This window comes from Pseudoalteromonas sp. HM-SA03 (genome assembly GCF_002289345.1).
GTDB lineage: Bacteria > Pseudomonadota > Gammaproteobacteria > Enterobacterales > Alteromonadaceae > Pseudoalteromonas.
This window is the reverse complement of record NZ_NSDG01000046.1, coordinates 38,706-59,898: the sequence shown is the minus strand read 5'-3', so window position 1 is coordinate 59,898 and position 21,193 is coordinate 38,706. Positions and strand designations below refer to the sequence as shown.

17 protein-coding genes and 1 riboswitch are annotated in these 21,193 nt (G+C 42.3%); of the genes, 14 read left to right on the top strand and 3 right to left on the bottom strand.

The window, feature by feature from the left end; genetic code table 11:
- Nucleotides 1–1,245, bottom strand: coding sequence for a hypothetical protein (locus tag CKO50_RS08980; protein ID WP_010604512.1), 1,245 nt, complete (start codon nt 1,243–1,245; stop codon nt 1–3).
- 156 nt (nt 1,246–1,401) lie between these two features.
- Here CKO50_RS08980 and nhaD point away from each other — a divergent pair, with 156 nt between their 5' ends.
- From nhaD to CKO50_RS08960, 4 genes are all read left to right on the top strand, one after another.
- Nucleotides 1,402–2,649 (top strand): sodium:proton antiporter NhaD, encoded by a 1,248-nt coding sequence (gene nhaD / locus CKO50_RS08975; protein WP_095727877.1) that lies wholly within the window; start codon nt 1,402–1,404, stop codon nt 2,647–2,649.
- Between the two features lie 144 nt (nt 2,650–2,793).
- A riboswitch (Lysine riboswitch) is annotated at nt 2,794–2,964 on the top strand.
- An 88-nt stretch (nt 2,965–3,052) separates the two neighbouring features.
- Nucleotides 3,053–4,399 (top strand): lysine-sensitive aspartokinase 3, encoded by a 1,347-nt coding sequence (lysC, locus tag CKO50_RS08970; protein ID WP_095727876.1) that lies wholly within the window; start codon nt 3,053–3,055, stop codon nt 4,397–4,399.
- Nucleotides 4,400–4,521: 122 nt separating this feature from the next.
- Nucleotides 4,522–5,052, top strand: coding sequence for a DUF924 family protein (locus CKO50_RS08965; RefSeq protein WP_010604514.1), 531 nt, complete (start codon nt 4,522–4,524; stop codon nt 5,050–5,052).
- 79 nt (nt 5,053–5,131) lie between these two features.
- A complete protein-coding gene (locus CKO50_RS08960; RefSeq protein ID WP_095727875.1) occupies nt 5,132–6,457 on the top strand; it encodes a sodium-dependent transporter in 1,326 nt (441 codons plus the stop codon).
- A gap of 77 nt (nt 6,458–6,534) precedes the next feature.
- Here CKO50_RS08960 and CKO50_RS08955 read toward each other — a convergent pair whose 3' ends face one another.
- Nucleotides 6,535–7,335, bottom strand: coding sequence for a DUF2989 domain-containing protein (locus CKO50_RS08955; protein WP_095727874.1), 801 nt, complete (start codon nt 7,333–7,335; stop codon nt 6,535–6,537).
- A 188-nt stretch (nt 7,336–7,523) separates the two neighbouring features.
- Between CKO50_RS08955 and CKO50_RS08950 the strand changes: the two genes are divergently transcribed.
- The 7 genes from CKO50_RS08950 (at nt 7,524) to CKO50_RS08920 (ending at nt 16,773) form a co-directional block, all read left to right on the top strand.
- The gene (locus CKO50_RS08950; protein WP_010604517.1) at nt 7,524–8,969 is read left to right on the top strand and encodes a glyceraldehyde-3-phosphate dehydrogenase; all 1,446 of its coding nucleotides are present in this window, start codon (nt 7,524–7,526) and stop codon (nt 8,967–8,969) included.
- 246 nt (nt 8,970–9,215) lie between these two features.
- Complete coding sequence (locus CKO50_RS08945) at nt 9,216–10,343, top strand: M14-type cytosolic carboxypeptidase (protein WP_095727873.1); 1,128 nt, start codon at nt 9,216–9,218, stop codon at nt 10,341–10,343.
- A gap of 159 nt (nt 10,344–10,502) precedes the next feature.
- Nucleotides 10,503–12,173 carry a sodium:alanine symporter family protein gene (locus tag CKO50_RS08940; RefSeq protein ID WP_095727872.1) on the top strand — a complete coding sequence of 557 codons (1,671 nt, stop codon included), beginning with the start codon at nt 10,503–10,505 and terminating at the stop codon, nt 12,171–12,173.
- Nucleotides 12,174–12,281: 108 nt separating this feature from the next.
- Nucleotides 12,282–12,608 (top strand): hypothetical protein, encoded by a 327-nt coding sequence (locus tag CKO50_RS08935; RefSeq protein ID WP_095727871.1) that lies wholly within the window; start codon nt 12,282–12,284, stop codon nt 12,606–12,608.
- 2 nt (nt 12,609–12,610) lie between these two features.
- Complete coding sequence (locus CKO50_RS08930; RefSeq protein ID WP_095727870.1) at nt 12,611–12,892, top strand: YeaC family protein; 282 nt, start codon at nt 12,611–12,613, stop codon at nt 12,890–12,892.
- Complete coding sequence (locus tag CKO50_RS08925) at nt 12,882–15,566, top strand: DUF349 domain-containing protein (RefSeq protein WP_095727869.1); 2,685 nt, start codon at nt 12,882–12,884, stop codon at nt 15,564–15,566. Before CKO50_RS08930 ends, CKO50_RS08925 begins: the two co-directional genes overlap by 11 nt.
- 592 nt (nt 15,567–16,158) lie before the next feature.
- The gene (locus tag CKO50_RS08920; RefSeq protein ID WP_010604523.1) at nt 16,159–16,773 is read left to right on the top strand and encodes a MarC family protein; all 615 of its coding nucleotides are present in this window, start codon (nt 16,159–16,161) and stop codon (nt 16,771–16,773) included.
- Between the two features lie 146 nt (nt 16,774–16,919).
- On the opposite strand, the gene CKO50_RS08915 is transcribed toward CKO50_RS08920, so the two are convergent.
- Entirely contained in the window at nt 16,920–17,582 is a 663-nt protein-coding gene (locus CKO50_RS08915) for an FMN-dependent NADH-azoreductase (RefSeq protein WP_010604524.1), read from the bottom strand.
- 107 nt (nt 17,583–17,689) lie between these two features.
- Between CKO50_RS08915 and CKO50_RS08910 the strand changes: the two genes are divergently transcribed.
- From CKO50_RS08910 to CKO50_RS08900, 3 genes are all read left to right on the top strand, one after another.
- On the top strand, nt 17,690–18,577 hold the full coding sequence (locus CKO50_RS08910; RefSeq protein WP_095727868.1) for a LysR family transcriptional regulator: 888 nt from the start codon (nt 17,690–17,692) through the stop codon (nt 18,575–18,577).
- A gap of 127 nt (nt 18,578–18,704) precedes the next feature.
- Nucleotides 18,705–19,508 carry a PhnD/SsuA/transferrin family substrate-binding protein gene (locus CKO50_RS08905; RefSeq protein ID WP_095727867.1) on the top strand — a complete coding sequence of 268 codons (804 nt, stop codon included), beginning with the start codon at nt 18,705–18,707 and terminating at the stop codon, nt 19,506–19,508.
- Between the two features lie 31 nt (nt 19,509–19,539).
- Nucleotides 19,540–21,153, top strand: coding sequence for a sensor histidine kinase (locus tag CKO50_RS08900; RefSeq protein ID WP_255229507.1), 1,614 nt, complete (start codon nt 19,540–19,542; stop codon nt 21,151–21,153).
- Nucleotides 21,154–21,193 lie beyond the last annotated feature (40 nt).

The window sequence follows — 21,193 nt, the reverse complement described above, 5'->3', positions numbered from 1 at the left end:
CTAATCTTGTTTTGCTTTGGCACTAAATGGATATAAAGAGAAGGTATGCGATGCGATAGTGATCTTACTCTTTTGTTGCTCTTGGCTAAGTGCCAAGTCAGATTCGTTGATCAGCTTTTGATAAAGAAACAGCATTTCGTCTGCTTCGAGATCTGGGTAGCTATCGCTTAAAAAGCCCAATAGTGCCTGGCGCTTTTTACCGGTTTGTTGAAATCTCGTTTTTACCGAGTTGTAATCTGGAATGTTAGGGCTTTGATAAGCTGGCACATCGTCGTGATCGGGCAGCTGATATTCTTCATGCTCAAACTCAACGAGACTTGCCATATAAGCGACCATGTGACGCTTTTGCCCGAGGTTAAAACGTTGAATGTCTGACACAAATTCTGGTTGAACTGGTGAGAGTAACCGGTCAACGCCGCGTTTCCTAATTTGTCCAAGGACTTTAGAGGCTTGGCGTGTAATGAGTGTATTGCGGCGTAACTCTTCACGTAACGGCATGAGGAGATCGGCACTGCGGCTTAAGCTTTCTCTACCAATGAGGTGCATATCTAAAATGCGTGTTCTGAGCTGCTCCAGCATACGTTTGTCTGCAGCGCCACGACCTAATTGTTCAATTTCGTCAATTTGTTCACTGACCTGAAGCTCTATTTGATCAAAGCAGCGTTGGAAAGGGCCATGAATATCGACCATTTCCAGCATAGGTTCGATATATTCGTCAAACGCTTCCAATACCGCTTTATATCTCATGCCAAGAGACAGTGTTGAGGTGTCAGACTTTGCTTGTTCAACCAAGTTCATGATAGCGCTTTCGTTATGCTCGAACAGCTTAACAATTTTACGAACGCGCTCGTCCATAATGCGGCTAAAACGGCGTAGCTCAGAGTAGTCAGCCTCTTCACCAGCTTGTGCGATGCGATTACCTAATCTTTCTAAGTCTTTTACCAGCACCGTGATCTCTTCCGCTAAACCGAGGCTTTCTTCTTGTAAAAGAAAGCTGGCGAAGTCAGCGATTGCACGGTTGATTTCTAACTGTGAAGATTTAGCTAAAGGGATAATAATTTCTTGTTGGAGTAATCGATTGGTTTCTTTATAAATTCGTTCACTCGACCAGCTAGGGTTTTTCTGTTTTAGGATGTTTTGTACATCTTTTAGACTGAAATCTGCGAGCTTAAATCGTTTAAAAAGTAGCTCGAGTACGCTCCAGTGTTCATTTATCGTATTTAATAATTTTTTTGCTGGGATCATAACTTTCCAGTGTGTAGTAGCTAAGTTACATCACTACTTCATCAATTTGTCACAAAATGTTTATCGTACGTAGCATGGGGACTGTGATGGTGCTAGAATCCGCCGCGAAAACGAACCCACCCCTTGTTACATTTAATTACAGGTTGTTTACGCATTATGGTCACGCCCATTATTCTAACCCTGATCGCCATCGCTTTTATACTCATCGTTATAGAAGATATTATTCACGTAAACAAGGCCAAAACAACGCTTTTTTTTGGTACTTTATGTTGGATTATTGCCTTTATCTCTCCAATTCATGGTCAAAGCCCAGAAATTGTACAAATTGAGCTAGACCATAACATTTTGGAAATCGCGACTTTATGGTTGTTTTTAATGGCTGCCATGACGTTTGTTGCCTACTTGAACTCAAAAGGGTTTATCCAAAATATTGTTCATCGGATCATGCCAACCCATATTAGCGAACGCAAGCTAATGTTTTTGGTTGGTGCATTTGCATTCATATTTTCATCCATCTCGGATAATATTACTGCGACGCTTATTTCATTAGCTGTTGTCATGTCTTTGAAACTTGACCCGAAAAAGTTAATAAAATATGCGACGTTAATTATCTTCAGTGTCAACTCGGGCGGGGTATCATTGATCACAGGTGACGTTACCACCTTGATGATATTTCTAGCCGATAAAGTCACGATCCCAGACCTTTTATTGCTGATCATGCCGTCTATGTTGAGCGTATTTGTGTTAGCAGCCATGCTTTCTATTGGTATGAATGAAAAAATTACCTTTGAAAAGGCAGAATTACGCAGAATTGAAAAGACCGATATCACTATTGCGCTCATCTTCTTATCAACCATTTTTGCTACGTTATTCTTAAGCGTGCAATACCATGTACCGCCGATGCTAACTTTCTTATTTGGCTTGTCTTTGATGTTCTTAATGGCGCAATTCTTGATGCGCAAGAAAGACGTTAATAAGAAAATCATCGACTATATCCGTGAAATTGAATACGACACCTTGTTGTTCTTTGTGGGTGTGCTGTTATTAGTTGGTGCGTTGAAAGAGGTCGGTGTACTGTCTAAGTTTACCGATTTATATCTGCATCTTGCGCCGGAATACGCAAATTACTTGGTCGGTTTAATGAGTGCGGCGGTAGATAACGTACCTTTGACGGCGGCACTATTAAAAGCAGACATTACGATGACTCCAGCGCAATGGTTAACCTTTACTTATGCGACTGGCGTTGGTGGCTCTATGCTCATCATTGGTTCTGCAGCGGGGATCATTGCAATGAGCAAGGTAAAAGCCTTAACCTTCTCAAGCTATCTTAAAATGAGTATCTACCTGCTTATCGCATATACCATTGGATATAGTGGCGCGTATTTCGCGGGTCAGCTTATTTAAGACCAATGGATTTAATTTTTACCGCTTTGGGATAAGTTTTTCATAAATAACTTGACACCTAGACGGCTAAAAGATAATTTTCTCACATCGCCCGCATTTATTGCGGGCTTTTATTTTGCTTTTATTCAGATTAACAAAGGCAAAATAAACAGAAGAGGCGCGATGCTTAGGTAGTTAGTGTGAGGTGACGAGACCAATGACCACTAGTGAGGGAAGTATTCGCCGAGGAGAAAAGTTGCTCGTCGCGACGATTCTTCGGTTTACGAGGCTGAATCCTCGGAACTGTCACCGTATTGGTGGAGAGCTTCTGGCAAAGGTCATTTCAAGCGTTCGTCTTTCTAGAAATCCCATGCCGAGTTCTCCTTATAAAATTTGACTGTGCCAACAGTCGAGAGGAGAGAAAATGAATTCGCAGTATGTTGTAGCCAAATTTGGTGGTACCAGTGTCGCTGACTTTGAAGCTATGTCTCGTTGTGCTCACATTGTTCGTGACAACCCAAATGTTCGAGTGGTCGTTGTTAGTGCATGTGCTGGCGTCACCAATCACCTTGTAACGCTAACCCAACAAAAGGAAGATGAAGCCGGGCGCAAAGCAGTTGTTGCAGCGGTTGAAAACATACAACAAGCGATTATCGATCAAGTGTCTTTGGATGCTGATCTTGCTGAGGGTTACAAACAAACTTTCAGTGAATTTGAAAGCCTTGCGAGTTTACCTGCACTTAGCAGACAGCAATGCGATGAAATGTTGAGCTTTGGCGAGCGTTTTTCTTCTTATTTGTTTACCCAAATACTACGGAATAATCAGGTTCAGGCGTCGCGCTTTGATGTGCGTAAAGTGCTTAAAACAGATAATCAATTTGGTAAAGCGAATCCAAATGTTGCAGCTACGCGTGAAGCCGCCCAAACCAGTTTGGTCGCGCTACTTGGCGATACAGTGCAGGTGACGCAAGGATTTATTGGTAGCGATCAATACGGCCAGACGACCACGCTGGGTCGTGGCGGTTCTGACTATAGTGCTGCATTGTTAGCTGAGGCAATTGACGCGTCAAGTGTGCATATTTGGACCGATGTCGTCGGTATTTTTAGTACTGATCCACGTTTGTGTGTAAAGGCGAGACCTATTCCTCGTTTGAGTTTTGATGAAGCAGCAGAAATGGCGACATTTGGTGCCAAGGTGTTGCATCCCGCAACGATATTGCCAGCGAGTCGTAAAGGTATTTCAGTATTTGTTGGTTCAAGTCGTGATCCGCAAGCGGGTGGCACTTGGATTGAAAAAGAGAAAACGGCGCAAGCAGGCATTCGTGCAGTGACACAACGTAAAAACCAAATACTATTGACGCTAAAGAGCCCTGAAATGCTTCTTGCTAGCGGCTTTTTGGCTCGTATCTTCACCATTTTAAGCAATTACAATATATCGGTTGACTTGGTAACGACTTCGGAAATTAGTGTCGCGCTTACGCTAGATAATGCGCCGAATGCTTCTCGACCAGAGTTGGAGCAAGCTTGTTTGGATGAACTTGGCGAGTTTTGTCATGTGACCGTTGAAAATAATCTTACTTTGGTGGCCATGATAGGTTCTGAGATCCAGTTGAAGAAGTGTCAGCTCAATCTCATGGATGTGTTGTCAGAGTTTAATATTCGACTAATATGCCATGGTGCGAGCAAGCACAATCTGTGCTTTTTAGTTGAGCAGCAGGAGTCAGATCAGGTTGTGCAGTCAATTCATGCTAAATTACTAGAGGTTGCGTAAGTGAATTTATTGTTTTTCAGTAACTAATAAAAAAGTTGCATTATTGAGCGATGGGTGGCACTTTGTTTATAACGGTTAGGGTCTGCTGACCTTCAAGTTTGTTTTTCCCTAGGAGTGCCATCATGAATTATAAAGACGTCTACGAATTCTGGTTTGTTGAATGCACTGAATCAGATTGGTGGAAGAAGTCTGCGGACTTTGATCGCATAATAAAAAATCGCTTCGGTATTTTGCACCAAATGGCGCACCAAGGTGAACTTTCGAGCTGGAGAGCAACACCACTTGGCGCGCTGTGCGAAATCATTATCTTAGATCAGTTTTCTCGCAATATATTCAGAGACACTCCAGAGGCGTTTGCCAGTGACCCTTTGGCGCTAAGCCTCACCCAACACGCCATCGAAAAAGGCTATCACCGCCAGCTCAACGATACTGAATTGATGTTTTTATACCTACCTATGATGCATAGCGAGAGTCGCATCATCCATCGTGCCGCAGACCATTATTTTCGCGACCTGCCTAATTATGATTTTGAAGTCGCGCATAAAAAAATTATCGATAGGTTTGGCCGGTATCCCCATCGAAACGAAATACTCAATCGCGATTCAACAGAAGAAGAAATGGACTTTCTAGAGACGCCCAACTCGAGTTTCTGAGGCGCGCCGAGAACCTCTCGCATTTTTAGCGGAAGTACGTATAATCGGCCGTCTACAAAAATAATGATTGATTACAGACATGGCTCATACGCGCGATGGATTTCAAAGCCGACTTGGCTTTGTGTTAGCAGCAGCTGGTGCGGCTGTTGGACTTGGTAACATTTGGGGATTTCCCACACAAGCCGCAAACCATGGTGGTGGTGCATTTTTACTGGTTTATTTTGCGGTGATTTTCTTACTCGCATTACCTGCACTTTACACTGAATTGTATTTAGGCCATCAGGCGCAAGCAAACCCAGTTAAAGCACTTAAGACAGCCTGGCGTGAAGGTAATCCGAAAATAGGAGCCGCAGCGGGGTATATCGGCCTTGCTGGTGCTATCGTGATGCTCAGCTTTTACTCTATTGTGGCTGGATGGATGCTGTCTCATGCACTTGATCCTCTTGCGCAAATGGCTGAACTAGATGCCGCACACCAGTTTCTTAGCGGTGACTCGATGCTTAGAAACTTTATCTTTACACCACTGATGTTAATTTTGACTGCGAGCATTATTCTCAAAGGCGTAAAATCAGGCATAGAAGCTTGGTCGCGCAGACTCATGCCGTTGTTATTGGTATTACTGCTTGGCCTTATTGGTTATATGGCGACATTAGACGGCGCAGCAGAAGGGTTTAGGACGTATTTAGTTCCAGACTTTTCAAAAATTAGCGATCCTGATTTGATCATCGCGGCCATGGGGCAGGCGTTCTTTTCGTTGTCGTTGGGTGTGGGCTGCATGATGATTTATGGCTCGTACTTAAAACCGCACGAAAATTTACCTAAGCTGACGTTTAGTGTTGCAATGCTAGATACCAGTGTCGCATTTTTGGCCGGTTTACTTATTATCCCTGCAATATTCGTTGCGCAGCAAAATGGTGTTCAAGTATTTCAAGATGGCAAATTAATCGGTGAAGGTCGTTTGATTTTTGCCATTTTACCCGAGCTATTTGCCAATATGGGTGAAATAGGGTTGTTAGTTAGCCTGACTTTCTTTGTACTTATGTCGATTGCATCGGTAACTTCTACCATTTCTTCAACAGAAATTCCGGTATCGTTCTTGGTTGAAAACCATGGCTTTAAACGGAAACAAGCGACTTGGTTGGTCACGTTAGTTATCTTATTGGCATCGAGCACGATTATTCTAAACTTTGATTGGCTGTTTGAGTTAGTGATCAGTCTATTCACGCAATATCAGCTACCTTTGATGGGGTTGTTCTACTTTATTACTGTTGGCTGGGTTTGGAAGCGCGGTAATCAGCTCCACTTAGAATCCCGTGGTGCACATTACTGGTTTGCTCAGTACGTTAGATTTGTTTGCCCAGTCTTGATGACCGCAGTGTTTATTAACGTAGCACTTGCAAAATAGGCCACGTAACTAAGTAAATTGGTATTATTTTCAAAACGGGAAGCATTTGCTTCCCGTTTTGATTTTTATAACTAGGCTCAAAAATCACGTGGGGAAACAAACTCCCCAGCTTGAATGCTTTCGTAAGTTCTTTGCGCCAATGAATCTAAGTTGGCTAAATCTTTACCCATAGAAGCCAGTTGGTTTGTTACTGGAATAATATCGATATCTTCAACTCCAGAAAGCTGGGCCACACGGGCAAAAGTATATGCGTGCTTATACTTTTCGTGTTTGTAAAAGATACTGACTAAAGATGAATAGACTTCTGGGTTAGGGGTATGACCTCTTTTATTCAGCTCTAATACGCGGTAGAGAATATCAACGGTTTTATCGTCATCTACTTTGGCGTAAAACTCTGCGAGGAAAAGCTGAATTTCGGGATCGTTTTGGACTCTAGGGTCGTCTTGCATATTCAGTAGCTTGTTCATTGCTGTGCGATCACTGTTACGAGACCAATGATAATAAAGCAGACCTGGGTGGTTACTGCCTTTTGTTTCATTGTAAATACGCGTCATTTCTTTTAGTGCGGTGAGATGACCTTCCACTCGTGAAGTGGTTTTTTCTTTTAACTTGATGTGCTCAATTTTGGCGGCGCGAGAAACGCATTGGTTGTAGCTTTCTAAATTTTGCAACAAGTCATATTTGTTTTCGTCCGTCGGTGACTTGTATTCGTGGTAGCGCGCGTAGATTAGCGACGCACGTTCGTCTTTACAGTGACTGTCTTTATTTAAGTCTTCACAAAAACCAGGCGTTTCGCTACACACTTGGTTCAAGGTTAGGGTGTCGTCGCAACCAGCAAGTAGTAACGCTGCAAAAACTAGCGACTTTTTAAATGCCATAGTTTGACCTCAATGATTTTTTATAATTATAGGGGGTTATGCCCGAATAAACAGGGTAGAGCTAATAGTTTACTAGTTTAACGCAATGAATTGTTCGGTAACAGTGGAGAATCACGGCAGTTTAAATTAGAATAGCCGTGCCCATTCGGGCTATCCGTTCAAAGAAAATTGTTTATTAGGCAGAAAAAATGACCTTATCTCACGAGCAAGAATATCAAAACAGCTGGCAAGAGCGTCAAGATTATGCAGAAAGCATGCAACCCCTAATCGGTCGTCTATACCGTAACAAAGGCGTTGAAATCTCTGTATACGGTCGTCCTCTTGTGAGCGCAAGCACCATTGATGTTATCAAAGCACACAAAACAGTAGCACGCTTTGAAGAGCGTAAACTACGTCTTCGTGAAAGCTTTCCATTCTTAGAAGTGATCAGCAAAATGGAATTAGCACCAGGTCGTGTTGACCTTGGTAAGCTAGCTTATGCCTACATTTATAAAAATGCAGGTGAAGGCCGCTCAATCGAAGAGTTTTTAAATGCAGAACTTGCAGAATTACTAAACCAAGGTGCACGTCCAGAGCCTCGTGACGTCGTTCTTTATGGTTTTGGTCGCATTGGCCGTTTATTAGCACGCCTACTTATCGAACGTGGCGGCTCTCACGCTGATTTACGCCTTCGTGCAATTGTTGTTCGCGGTGGCCGCGATGGTGATCTCGAGAAACGTGCAAGCTTATTGCGCCGTGACTCAATTCATGGTCCTTTCAATGGTTCAATCACAGTAGACCATGAAAAAGGTGCGATTAAAGCAAATGGTAACTACATTCAGATTATCTACGCAAACTCACCTGAAGAAGTGGATTACACAAAATACGGTATTGAAAACGCGCTTATCGTAGATAACACAGGTGTGTGGAAAGACGAGGATGGCTTAGGTAAGCACCTTAAGTCAATCGGTGCGTCTAAAGTGTTACTTACGGCGCCAGCTAAAGGTGACATCAAAAATATCGTTTATGGTGTTAACAACTCAGACATTCAGTCTGAAGACAAGATTGTGTCTGCAGCAAGCTGTACAACTAACGCAATCACACCGGTATTAAAAGCACTTAACGACAAGTTTGGTATTAAGAATGGTCACGTTGAAACGGTTCACTCTTACACCAATGACCAAAACTTGATCGACAACTACCACAAAGCTGAGCGTCGTGGTCGTAGTGCAGCATTGAACATGGTTATTACTTCAACCGGTGCTGCGAAAGCGGTTGCTAAAGCACTTCCAGAGCTTGCTGGTAAACTAACTGGTAATGCAATTCGTGTACCAACACCAAACGTATCAATGGCAATTCTTAACCTAAACCTAGGTAAAGAAACAACTGCTGAAGAGCTAAATGAATTCCTTCGTGAGTCTTCACTTTACTCTGAACTACGTGACCAGATTGACTACACTGCATCAACAGAAATCGTGTCTACTGACCTTGTGGGTAGCCGTTATGCAGGTGTGGTTGACTCAAAAGCAACCATCGTTGATGGCGACCGCGTAGTACTTTACGTATGGTACGATAACGAGTTCGGTTACAGCTGCCAGGTTGTACGTGTAATGCAAGACATGGCGGAAGTAAAATTCCCGAGCCTACCTCGCTAACACGAAATTTACGATAAAAAGCCAGCACCAGCTGGCTTTTTTAGTTTTTGAAACAAATTGGTTGTGGTAGGCTTGCAAAGATAGGCCAGCTACAATTAGCTAACAAAAAGTTATGTAATTACTTAGCGCGAACAGCAGCGCAGCATTACAACTTCTTTCAGTTGTAATATTGTCCTGAATGGACGCTAAGCTAGGTATGGTAACAGTGTATTTACACAGTAGTTTTTAACTTATTTAGGGAAACCTATGCGCATTACGAGTAATTTCGATAGTGGTAATATCAAGGTGGTAAAAGCAGAATCACCTGCGGATATTCAACTAGAAATCAATAAAGACAATGAGTCTGACTTTTTTCAATGGTTTCACTTTAGACTTGAGTCTACGCCTTTTTTAGAGCACAAAATTCATATCAACCAACTACTAAACTCAGCATACCCTGAAGGTTGGGATGACTATCATGCGGTTGCATCTTACGATCGTCAAACTTGGTTCCGTGTGCCAACCCGTTATGAGAATGGCACATTAACTATCGATTTTGAGCCTGAATGTGCTCATACCTACTTTGCTTATTTTGCGCCTTATAGTTATGAGCGCCATTTAGACTTAGTCTACTGGGCTCAAGCCCACGATGCGTGCGTTGTAGAGACGCTAGGTCAAACGCTTGACGGCCGTGATATGAGCTTACTCACTATTGGTGAGCCGTCAGATGAGAAGAAAAAGGTTTGGATCACGGCGCGCCAGCACCCAGGTGAAACGATGGCAGAGTGGTTTGTTGAAGGTCTACTTCACAAACTATTGGATGACGAAGACCCACATGCTGCTGCACTATTATCGAAAGCGGTATTTTATGTCGTGCCAAATATGAATCCGGACGGCAGCGTTCGTGGTCATCTTCGCACTAATGCAAAAGGCGTTAACCTTAACCGTGAATGGCAAACGCCGACACTTGAGAACTCACCTGAAGTTTATTATGTATTAAATAAAATGCATGAAACTGGGTTGGATATGTACCTAGATATTCATGGTGACGAAGCACTACCGTATAACTTCGTTGCGGGCAGTGAAGGTATTCCGAGTTATGATGAGCGCCTACAGCGTTTGGAAGAGTCTTTCAAGGCGGCACTGTTAACTATCACACCTGAGTTCCAAGATGAATTTGGTTACGATAAAGATGCACCGGGTGAAGCAAACCTTACTGTAGCATCATGTGCTGTTGGTGAAGCGTTCAAAGCGTTGGCTTATACCGTTGAAATGCCGTTTAAGGATAATGCAAATCTACCGGATCCTTACTTCGGCTGGTCAGACCGACGTTCATATCAGTTTGGTCAAGACACGTTAGCTGCAATCTTAAATGTGGTTGACGACTTAAGATAACCAGATAAGGCGGGTGACCATTATTTTGATTACCCGCTTATTTTTGTGCGTTTAGTTTAAAAGAACAACAAACAATAATTTTCAAAACTAGTAGTATTTAAAAATAATAAGGTAGAACACCTCAACAGGGTGTAATAACAACAATAAAGGGGAATATTCGTGGATGCGTTAGGCAGCTTATTAGATAGCTTGGATGGAATGTTAGGTGGTTCACCTTGGTTCCCGTATGTACTGTTAGGGGTAGGTTTGTTTTTTACAATCTACTTGAAATTTCCACAGATCCGATATTTCAAACATGCGTGTAAAGTCGTTACTGGTAAATATGATAAAAAAGGCCTAGAAGGTGATACCACGCACTTCCAAGCACTCGCAACGGCACTTTCTGGCACGGTTGGTACTGGTAATATTGGTGGGGTGGCGCTGGCAATTTCAATCGGTGGGCCAGCCGCATTATTTTGGATGTGGATGACGGCTTTTTTTGGTATGACAACCAAATTTGTGGAAGTCACACTATCGCATAAATACCGTGTACAAACAGACGATGGCACCATGGCTGGTGGTCCAATGTACTATATGGATCGCCGCCTAAACATGAAATGGCTAGCGGTATTATTTGCAATTGCCACTGTGATTAGCTCATTTGGTACAGGTAGTTTGCCGCAGATCAACAACATTGCTCAAGGCATGGAAGCGACTTTTGGCTTTGCGCCGATGGCGACTGGTGCGGTGCTTTCTATTCTACTTGCTTTGGTTATTCTTGGAGGTATCAAGCGCATTGCTGCCATCACTTCTCGCGTTGTGCCATTAATGGCTGCGATTTATATTCTTGGCTCTTTTGCCGTTATTTTCTACAACGTTGAGAATATCGTTCCTTCTTTCCTTTCTGTATTCACAGATGCCTTCACGGGATCTGCGGCAGCGGGTGGTTTCTTAGGGGCTTCTTTTGCCTATGCATTTAACCGTGGGGTTAACCGAGGTCTGTTTTCCAACGAAGCGGGTCAAGGTTCAGCGCCAATCGCGCACGCCTCGGCAAAAGCCGATGAGCCAGTGTCTGAAGGTATGGTTTCTATTCTTGAACCGTTTATTGACACAATTATTATCTGTACCTTGACGGGATTGGTTATTTTGTCATCGGGTGTGTGGACCGAAAAGTTCGAAACCCATTTTGAGCGCTCCTCGATGGTTATCTTAGACGGTAAATATGACGAATCGAATCAACAAGATCGAGATGCATTGTACGCTTACTTGAATGGTAGAAAAGAGCACAATGTTAAACCTTTCAGTGGTGAAATTGAAGTCGTACAGGGTAAGGCGGTAACAGAAAACTTTACCGTGATCCACTCGCGTTCTATTGGTGAACAAGTACGTTTTGGTATTACGGAACGTCATAAATACACAGGTACCGTCGAAGTGAAAGACGGCTTGCCAATAGACAATAGCATCAGCGTGATTGGTTACTCTTTAGTGCACTCGGCAGAGCTGACGACCAAAGCGTTTACCCGAGGTTATTTGGGCGAAAATGGTAAATACATCGTTTCGATTGGTTTGTTGTTATTTGCGTTTTCTACGGCAATTGCATGGTCATACTATGGCGACCGCGCGATGATTTATCTTCTGGGTAGTCGTTCGGTCATGCCGTATCGGGTATTCTATGTTGCAGGTTTCTTCTGGGCGTCGTTTGCTGATACGACACTGGTGTGGAAATTGGCTGCAGTGGCCATTGTGGTGATGACGTTACCTAACTTATTTGGTATTTTACTACTCAGAAAAGAAATGAAATCTTCGGTTAAAGAATACTGGGAAGATTTCAACAAAGAACACAAACAGTGAGCGAATTTTAATTAAAATTATCTTGTCATTTAAGGACAAGAGTTCGCAAAGGTAGTAGAATAGGGCGCCTCACAGGTGCCCTTTTTTGTATTATGGAGAAGTAACACGATGGCAATAGCACAGTGTCCAAGCTGCGGTAAATCTATTTCCTCCAAACATAAGTCCTGCCCGCATTGTGAAACCAATTTAGCAGACTTTTCTCAAGAAGACAGAGAAAAAGCGGCCTCTAGAAATCGTGTAAAACGTCAGCAATCTGTAATGAATTATTCGTTTATTGCACTGATCCTAGTGCTAGGTGGATTCTTATATATTTATTGGCAGCAGCCTGAACCTAACTCGTTTGAAATGATCGCAAGCAAAAGCGCTATAGGCATTGGTGCGGTTTGGTACTTAATTAATCGAGTTATTCTCGTTATTTTGAAAAAGAAAAAGTAGTAATGAATGTAGATAGCTTAGTTCAAAATATTACCCCTGAAGTATTCGAGCGTTTGCAATATGGTGCGTCAACTGGAAAGTGGCCTGATGGTACGCCGCTAAATGATGCGCAAAAAGAGCAAACCGTGCAGTTGGTCATGCTATATCAAGCAAAAGTAGCTAAGTCCAATGAGCAATTCACCATCAACGAAAAAGGTGAAATGGTGCAAAAATCCAAACGCGAATTACAACAAGAATTCAAAGCCGACAATGAAATAGCTAGGTTCAGTGAAAATGATCTTTAAACACCTTTTTACACCGAAATGGAAACACCCTAAGGTTGACGTTCGCTCACAAGCAGTGGACAAGTTAGACTTGAGCAAAGACGCAACTTTACTACACACGCTAGCACTTGAGGACGAGTCTGCGCAGATCAGAAAAAAGGTACTTACTAAGGTAAATGACCTTGGTCTTTGGTGGAAAGTTTATAAGCAAGATAGTGAGCTAAAAGAGCTAGCAGAGCAGAAAATTTCGAGTGCAGTTATTAATCAAGACACCGCACTGCAGAGCAACATTCGTGAAGAATACATTGAACGCTATGCACCAGCTAAAACGCTTGAGAAAGTCGTGTTAATTGAAACCGATTTAACGAACAAAGTTAAACTGCTTAAGCGCCTTGCGAATGTCACGTTAATCGAAAAATCGTTCAAAGAAGGTGATGAAGCACTTCAGATCGCTATGTTGGAACTGATTGCACAGCATTCACTTGAAAAGAGTGTCCTAAAAGCAGCCAAAGGTGAAGCGCTTACTTCTCTTAGTGGATCACTGGAGCAGCAGCGATTAGCAAAAGAAATGCCTACTCAAGTTGCTGAGCAAACGCGAGTTGTGCTTGCTAAGTTAAACGCGCTAAGAGATAAGCAAAACTATGAAACTGTGAACGCGCAAGCACAACAGTTATTTGCACAGTGGCAAAGTATTGAGCTTAAGTGGTTAGATGCTGAAACGGTAACTGCACTAGATGCAAAGTATCAACAAGTAGCAGATAAATTAAACCGCCACCTTAATGAGTTACAAGTTAAACATCAAGCGCAGCAAGCTGAGTTAATGCAAAAGCAAAATGAAGCCCTAGAGGTTGCTGAATTAACTGCTGAACTTGAGGCCATTGAAAAATCGGTCGAAGTTGCATGTAAAACACTAGACTTAGCCCCGCACGATGCTCTGGTTAAGCGTAGTGAAGTATTAAAAAATAAGGTGTCTGCACCTCAATATGTCACAGTTGAGACACTTGGCGAGTTCACCCGAAAACTACAAAATATTGAGCGTGATCTTGCTGATCTGCCAACGCTTATTGCTGCAAGTGAAACCTTCAATAATGCCTTAGCAGAGTTGAAGGCAGTTGAAGCCCCAACCTCATTAGAAGCGCTTGATACCCAAGTGCAAGCACAGAAAGACCGCTATGTTGCAGCGCGTAAAGCACTAGATTCATTGTCTAAGGTATTACATAAATCAGCAAAAGCTGAGTTATCAGACGCAAGCCAAGCGTTTATGACAGCTATCGAGCCGCTGAAAAATGAGCAAGAAAAAGCACTCAAAATCGCGAAGAAGAAAGCACGCGATGTGCAACGATTAATTGATCAGGGTCGATTTAACGTGGCATTCGGTGTCTTTAACGGCTTTGTTGAGCAGTTTGAGTTGCTTACGCCAAGCTACAAAAAACCACTCGAAAACCAGCATGAAAGCTTGTCTCAAGCATTAAAAGACCTTAAAGATTGGCAAAAGTATGCTGCTACACCTAAACGTGAAGAATTGCTTGCGGAGCTTGATATCAAACTGGCTGAGGAGTCGGTTGACCCAGTTAAGCGTGCTGAGGAGGTAAAACTACTTAGAACACGTTGGAACGAGCTTGGTCATGTTGAAACGGAACAGGAAAAGGCACAAGCAACTCAATTTGACGAAAAAATCGAATTATTGTTTGTACCTTGTCGCGCCTACTTTGCGGAGCAAGAAGTACAGCGTGAGCATGCAAAAATAGCGCGTGGAGCGGTGATTGAAGAAGTGAAAGCGCTGCTTAGTACTTTGGATAACGAGGGGATTGACTGGCGAGAAGTCGAAGCACAATTTAATCGCCTAGCCAAAGCATGGAAAAATGCTGGTAATGTGGATGCTAAGGTCTATCAAAAGCTGAATTCGATTTACCGAGAGCACCATCAAGCGGTTTACGAGAAACTTAAAGCCTTCCATCAGGCCAATGCCGTTGAAAAGGCAAATCTGGTTGAAACTGCACAGCAGCAATTACAGGCTGAAGATTTGGCAGCAGCTTGTGACTTACTGAAATCATTACAAAAACAGTGGCAGCAAATTGGTTTTGCTGGTGCTAAGCAAGAGCATACATTGTGGAAAGCATTTCGTGCCCATAATGACGCCGTGTTTGAAAAACGCAGTGCACAATATGCCGAGCAAAAAGCACAGGAGAAGTCGCAGGAAGTCGAGCAGCGTCAGTTGCTAGCAGAGTTCGACAACAAAGTCATCGAAGCGGTAACTCAAAATGAACTGGTTGCTATTCGTGACGAACTCAATACGTTTATTGTAGTGCCAGGCCTGAAGAAAGAAAAGAATCGTTTATTGTCACAAGTGAAGTCGAAATTAGATGATCTATTTTCTTCACAGCGTCGTGAAAAGTTCAATGAATTGGTGGAAGCGGTAGACACTGATAGCGATATTCCAAGCTCTTGGCAAGGTAATAATAAAACCTCGCTAACCGCCGCTCAGTTGCTGCTAAGGCTTGAGATTTTAACGAATCAATCATCACCGGAAGCATTGCAAAGCGAAAGAATGTCTGAGCAAGTCTCAATGTTAGATGCAAAACTGCAAGGTGAAGAAAACAGTCTTGAGACTTACCTTATCAGTTATCTAGCTGAAGCTGACAAATCCGATTTAGTGACTTCAAAAGCTCGATTATTGGCGGTTTTAAACGCTTAACTTCCTATACAGCCAACTCCAACCGCGGGGTTGGAGTTGGCTTCTTCCCGAATCATGACTTGCCATTATTTTTTCTTCATGTTATCTCTAATTTGTTGATTATATATTTGGATTGCGTTGATTTCGGCCTGATACAAGCTCAATCACTTTCAAACCCACCTAAATCTTAAGTTCATCAGACATGATTAACTTGCTTGATATCAGCTTTAGTAATGAGCACGAAAAATTTAGTTAACCTGAGGTTTGGATAAGAAATAAGCTAACTCATTATTTTTAAAATCATATTAAATTATTTCCTTATCTAGCCAGAGAGTTTTGGGGATAGCTCCGCTCTCGCGTCCTGCTACCTACATCCTGTAGGCAAGGCGAATTTACACACCAATAGCTGGCTATTGGAAGTGAATTCAACGCAGGTAGCGCTAAAACTGGCTGCTAGAAAGGCATTAATTATCCGAAGCTCAGGTTAGTTAAGAAAAGCTATTTTATAGATCTATCTATAACAACTTGTGATACTGTTAATTTTAGTAAGATATTGATAATAAGTGAAAGGCAAGCTTCTACACCCCTAGATAATTTAAATTGGAAGCGGTTTATGACTGAAAAAATTTTGCACGACTTTCTAACCATATGGGTTACCATCGACCCTATTGGCACTATGGCGATATTCGTTGCGCTTACAGCTAATCTCTCTACTGAAGAACGTAAGAAGACGGCGATCAAAACTATAGCCTATGCTTCCATCATTTTGATAGGGTCCATAATTATTGGACAAATTCTATTAGGAGCTTTGGGTATTAGCCTACTTTCTTTTCAGGTTGCTGGTGGAGTTATATTGTTCTTATTTGGATTACAAATGGTTTTTTCTAAAGAATCCAGCGAGAATACGAAAGAGCCGATGCATGATATTTCCGTTTTTCCTTTAGCAATACCTTCTACTGCATCTCCTGGTGCAATTTTGGCAGTAATTTTAATTACTGATAATCACGTTTATACCATTCAAGAACAGCTAGTTACAGCTACTACTATGTTGGTTGTATTATTTATCACACTTTTAATGTTACTTTATTCCACGCGAATACTTCAATTTATCGGAGTTGCAGGAGCGTCACTACTTACTCGACTTATGGGCATGATACTCGCAGCATTATCAGTAGAGTTCATTATGGAAGCCATTGGCGTCAGCAAGTGGGTAGAAAACGCGCTATGATTTCATTAAGTATATGCATGCTAATCAATGTGGTTACTACTGTAATAATCCAAATCAGTTTAAAAGGAAAGCCCAAACTAAGAAAGTAAGATTACCTATTGCTATAAGCACTAAGCTGCGTGAGCGTAATACGCTCACTTGTGCTCTTACTTAGCGCTAAGTATTTGCGCTAGTTTGTGTACATCATCAATAGCACGTTGTTTTGAGTGCTTATGCCTGTCATCTCCAAACTCTTGATACTCAGATGCGATTTCATAAAACGCCTCAGCACCTAAATATGGAGCCAACTGCTCGATATGGCTACTTAGATGATTCAAATGATATTGTGACTCACCTTTTTTAAATGCAAATTCTCCCCAAGATGCCAGTAATACGAGAGTTTTACCCGATAAAATTGGCTCAAGTGGTTTATCACCTCGTGCTAAATCAAAGCTGAAGGTTTTATTTACTCGGATCGCCAGATCAAACCAAGCCTTTAGCACGGCAGGCATGCCGTAGTTATACATAGGACTTGCGATTACGATAATATCGGCATTGGTCACTTCTTTGATAATTTCGTCAGACTCAGCGAGTACTAAGCGTTGCTCTTCGCTCAACACGCCTTTTGCAAATGCAGCCGCTATAAATGCTTCATCAATGAATGCAGGTTTTTTCACGGAGAGGTCGCGATGGGTGATTTCCACTTCATGTGTACAGTAGCTAAACGCTGTCAAAAATTGCTCACCTAACATCCGGCTAATTGACTGATGTTGCGAACTCGTCTCACTATACTTTCTTACGCTACTACTTATATATAGAATGTTTTTCATGGCTTTTCTCCAGTTGTGTCCTGTGTTTTATTTTGTGCCTATAAGAGCAATGTGACAACTGAGAAGAATCCTTACATAGATGAGATAAACTAACTTATAGGTTTGCTATGTTCACACATTTACCGTCTTTGAATAACATAAAAACCTTTGCAGTTGCTGCACATTACTTGAGCTTTAAAGATGCGGCGCGGGTACTTAATGTTACGCCTACGGCAGTGTCACATCAGATAAAATCACTGGAATCACAGTTAAGGGTTCAGCTTTTTGAGCGAAAAACGCGAGCAGTGCAATTAACATTACAAGGACAGACACTGGCAAAGGTGTGTATTGATTCACTCAATATGCTTGATAATGCGTTTATTGAGTTTACCGAGCAAAAGAATGATTTGCTTATTTCATGTTGTAATTCATTTGCTGCACTTTGGCTTGCTCCGAATATGGCTGCCATTAATCATGCTTTCCCAAACCAAACCGTCACAATATGCGCGAGCGATCAACTCATTGATTTAAATAAAGAGAAGCATATCGATATCGCCCTGCGTTATGGCAAAGCGGATCCGAACTCCAATGAAATTCACCTGATTACCGAGAAAATTGGGCTTTATGCTAGCCCAAATTATCGGGTGCCAGACCAAGGTAAACCTGTACTATTTCTTACCCATTGGCAAGACGAAACGGGGCTTGAAAATATTCCTTGGCGAGCGCACATTGACGAAAGCCATTATGACTTGCGTTATTTTGAGCAAGAACACTTTGTCTTGCAGGCGGCTGTGGCCGGGCAAGGGCTGGCACTATTGAGCGATGTATTAGCTGAGTCAACAGTAATACAGGGGTGGTTAAGTAAACGCACGACAATGGAGGAATTTTCAGGCTATGGTTATTGGCTCAGGCAAACGACTTATCGCAAGAGTTCGGCGATTGTTCACCAGTTTACTATTTGGCTGGCAAGCGCGTTACAAAATATCAAGGCCAACAAAGATAAGGACATAAGATAAGGACGACACAAGATAAAGGACAGGCACTTTTATCAATGAGCAAATAAGCCGTTTTTTAATATTGATCTATACTTTTGTGGAACTTAAGTCCTTATTCGAAAAGTGTTTATTGCTAGGTGGTGACGCGATGATAAAAATCCTGTTGATGAGTTTCATTTTGTCTCCCGCTTTATGTTTGAGTGGTGATTATACCTTCGCCTTTGTGCCGCAGCAGTCTGCAAATAAGTTAGCCAAAAATTGGCTGCCTATTCTCGATTATCTCAGTGATAAAACCGGAGATAACTACACGTTTAAAACCGCTAAAGATATACCAACCTTTGAAGCCCGCGTGCTGCAGCAAGAGTATGATGTGGCATACATGAACCCCTATCACTTTGTTGTGTTTAATGAGCGGGTAGGTTATCAAGCTATCGCCAAGCAAAGAGATAAAATGATCAAAGGGGTCATAGTGGTTAAAAAGGGAACGGGTATTACTGACTTATCGCAGTTGCGAGGAGAGACGCTTGCTTTTCCGGCTCCTGCTGCATTCGCTGCAAGCATTTTGCCCCGTGGTGAACTTGTGAAACAAGGTATTGAATTTACGCCAAGGTATGTCTCTTCCCATGATTCTGTTTATCTCAACGTGTCGAGAGGATTTGTCAAAGCGGGCGGTGGTGTTATGCGTACTTTCAACAATGCTGACCCCAAAATTAAATCGCAACTTGACATTCTCTGGATGACAAAAGGTTATACGCCCCATGCATTTGCCGTTAAAAAAACAATGCCAGAAGATGCAAGGCGAAGATTAGTTGAGGCATTGACTTCTCTTGAACTGAGTGAAGAGGGCATTAGGCTACTCGAAGCCGTGAACTTCAAAGGCATTATGGCGGCGTCGAACGAGGACTGGCAAGACGTAAAAGCATTAGAATTAGAAACCTTAGTTGGCAATTAGTACGCGGACTATTAAGAAGCCCCACAACTGAATGAAAAGGCTATCGTTAAGACTCAAAACCATGATTGGCACCGCTATTATTGAAGCGGTGTTGTTGAGTGCGCTCATATTTGTAGTGATTGATTTTATGATGGAGTCTGCAAATGACGCCATGAATAAACGCGCAACGACAACCGCAAGCCTGTTTGCGAGTGCGACCAAAGATGCGGTGCTGTCATACGATTTGGCCACACTGGATGCTTTTACCAATGAGTTATTAAGTAACCCAGATATCCTTTACGTTAAAGTCATCGATGGTGAAAACCAAACTCTTTCTTTTGCAGGTAACGAGCGCTTAAAAGAACGTACATTTGAAGGTGATACGTTAGTTGAAACAGTTACCGACGGTATTTTTGATATTCATGCTGATATTGTTGAGGGTGGGACCCTGTTTGGCACCATTCAAATAGGCATAGATATTGGCACCATAAATCGAGCTATGTCAGAGGTAAAACGCTGGACGGTTTCCATCGCGCTGTTTGAAATGGCGTTAGTTGCTATTTTCTCTTATTTTCTCGGTATATATCTCACAACCAATCTGTATATACTGAAGAATCAAGCTAAATTTATTGCTCGGAATGTCAAAAACGGTGTGTTTGATTTCAAATGGAAACCAATACAGAGTAAAGATGAGTTACAAGAGCTATCTTTGGCGTTTGATGAGCTATCACAAACCTTAGCCGAAGAGCATGAGCGTCGAGAGCGATATAAGCATGACTTGATTGAGCTAAATAAACATCTAGAAGAATTAGTGGCGCAAAGAACTGAAAAACTGAATCAGAAAAATCAGCAGCTTGAGGCTACCAATAGAGAGCTTGAAGCCGCACAGCAACAGCTTGTTCACTCAGAAAAAATGGCCTCGGTGGGTCAATTAGCCGCCGGGGTTGCCCATGAAATAAATAATCCGCTCGGTTTTGTCATGAGTAATCTCGATGTGATGCGTCACTATCATGGCGATTATGCCGAACTTGCAAAGCGTGCGATTCAGCTTGGACTTGAACCCAGTACACTCGTAGCGTTTAATCAGTTTATTCAAGACAAAGACTTTGCTTTTATTAATAGCGATTGTACTGAGCTTATTGACGAGTCGATGACTGGGCTACAAAGAGTGTCTGCGATTGTGAACGACCTCAAACAGTTTTCAAGAGCAGATACGATTCAATTGCAACCTTGTGATATTAACGCCTGTATTAAGACAACGTTAAATCTGGTGGAGAGTAAGCTCAAATATCATGCTAATGTGATCACACAACTGAATGAAGTCCCTCAAGTGCTCGGTAATCAAGGTAAACTAATTCAAGTATTAACGAATCTACTGATCAATGCGGCTCAGGCGTTGGAAAGCGAGGGAGAGATCCGAGTTTCTACAAGCTTAGAACAACAACGTGTACTGATCCGAATACAAGATGATGGGGTGGGGATCCCCGAAGAAATAAGAGATAAAATATTTGACCCATTTTTTACGACTAAGCCCATTGGCAACGGGACGGGCTTAGGCCTTTCAATAAGTTATGACATTATTAAAGAGCATGGTGGCGAGCTTGTAGTAGAAAGTGAGGTTGGGATTGGAAGCTGTTTTACTATCACCCTGCCTGTTTCTCCTTGAACTCGAAAAGCAGTTTGACCTTGCCCTTGTTATTCAACAC

What these genes read in the sequence shown, in the direction of transcription:
- CKO50_RS08945 (WP_095727873.1), top strand. Translation starts at nt 9,216, where the DNA reads ATGCGCATTACGAGTAATTTCGATAGTGGTAATATCAAGGTGGTAAAA.
- nhaD (WP_095727877.1), top strand. Translation starts at nt 1,402, where the DNA reads ATGGTCACGCCCATTATTCTAACCCTGATCGCCATCGCTTTTATACTC.
- CKO50_RS08925 (WP_095727869.1), top strand. Translation starts at nt 12,882, where the DNA reads ATGATCTTTAAACACCTTTTTACACCGAAATGGAAACACCCTAAGGTT.
- lysC (WP_095727876.1), top strand. Translation starts at nt 3,053, where the DNA reads ATGAATTCGCAGTATGTTGTAGCCAAATTTGGTGGTACCAGTGTCGCT.
- CKO50_RS08905 (WP_095727867.1), top strand. Translation starts at nt 18,705, where the DNA reads ATGATAAAAATCCTGTTGATGAGTTTCATTTTGTCTCCCGCTTTATGT.
- CKO50_RS08965 (WP_010604514.1), top strand. Translation starts at nt 4,522, where the DNA reads ATGAATTATAAAGACGTCTACGAATTCTGGTTTGTTGAATGCACTGAA.
- CKO50_RS08960 (WP_095727875.1), top strand. Translation starts at nt 5,132, where the DNA reads ATGGCTCATACGCGCGATGGATTTCAAAGCCGACTTGGCTTTGTGTTA.
- CKO50_RS08910 (WP_095727868.1), top strand. Translation starts at nt 17,690, where the DNA reads ATGTTCACACATTTACCGTCTTTGAATAACATAAAAACCTTTGCAGTT.
- CKO50_RS08980 (WP_010604512.1), bottom strand. Translation starts at nt 1,245, where the DNA reads ATGATCCCAGCAAAAAAATTATTAAATACGATAAATGAACACTGGAGC.
- CKO50_RS08955 (WP_095727874.1), bottom strand. Translation starts at nt 7,335, where the DNA reads ATGGCATTTAAAAAGTCGCTAGTTTTTGCAGCGTTACTACTTGCTGGT.
- CKO50_RS08930 (WP_095727870.1), top strand. Translation starts at nt 12,611, where the DNA reads ATGAATGTAGATAGCTTAGTTCAAAATATTACCCCTGAAGTATTCGAG.
- CKO50_RS08950 (WP_010604517.1), top strand. Translation starts at nt 7,524, where the DNA reads ATGACCTTATCTCACGAGCAAGAATATCAAAACAGCTGGCAAGAGCGT.
- CKO50_RS08915 (WP_010604524.1), bottom strand. Translation starts at nt 17,582, where the DNA reads ATGAAAAACATTCTATATATAAGTAGTAGCGTAAGAAAGTATAGTGAG.
- CKO50_RS08900 (WP_255229507.1), top strand. Translation starts at nt 19,540, where the DNA reads ATGAAAAGGCTATCGTTAAGACTCAAAACCATGATTGGCACCGCTATT.
- CKO50_RS08920 (WP_010604523.1), top strand. Translation starts at nt 16,159, where the DNA reads ATGACTGAAAAAATTTTGCACGACTTTCTAACCATATGGGTTACCATC.
- CKO50_RS08935 (WP_095727871.1), top strand. Translation starts at nt 12,282, where the DNA reads ATGGCAATAGCACAGTGTCCAAGCTGCGGTAAATCTATTTCCTCCAAA.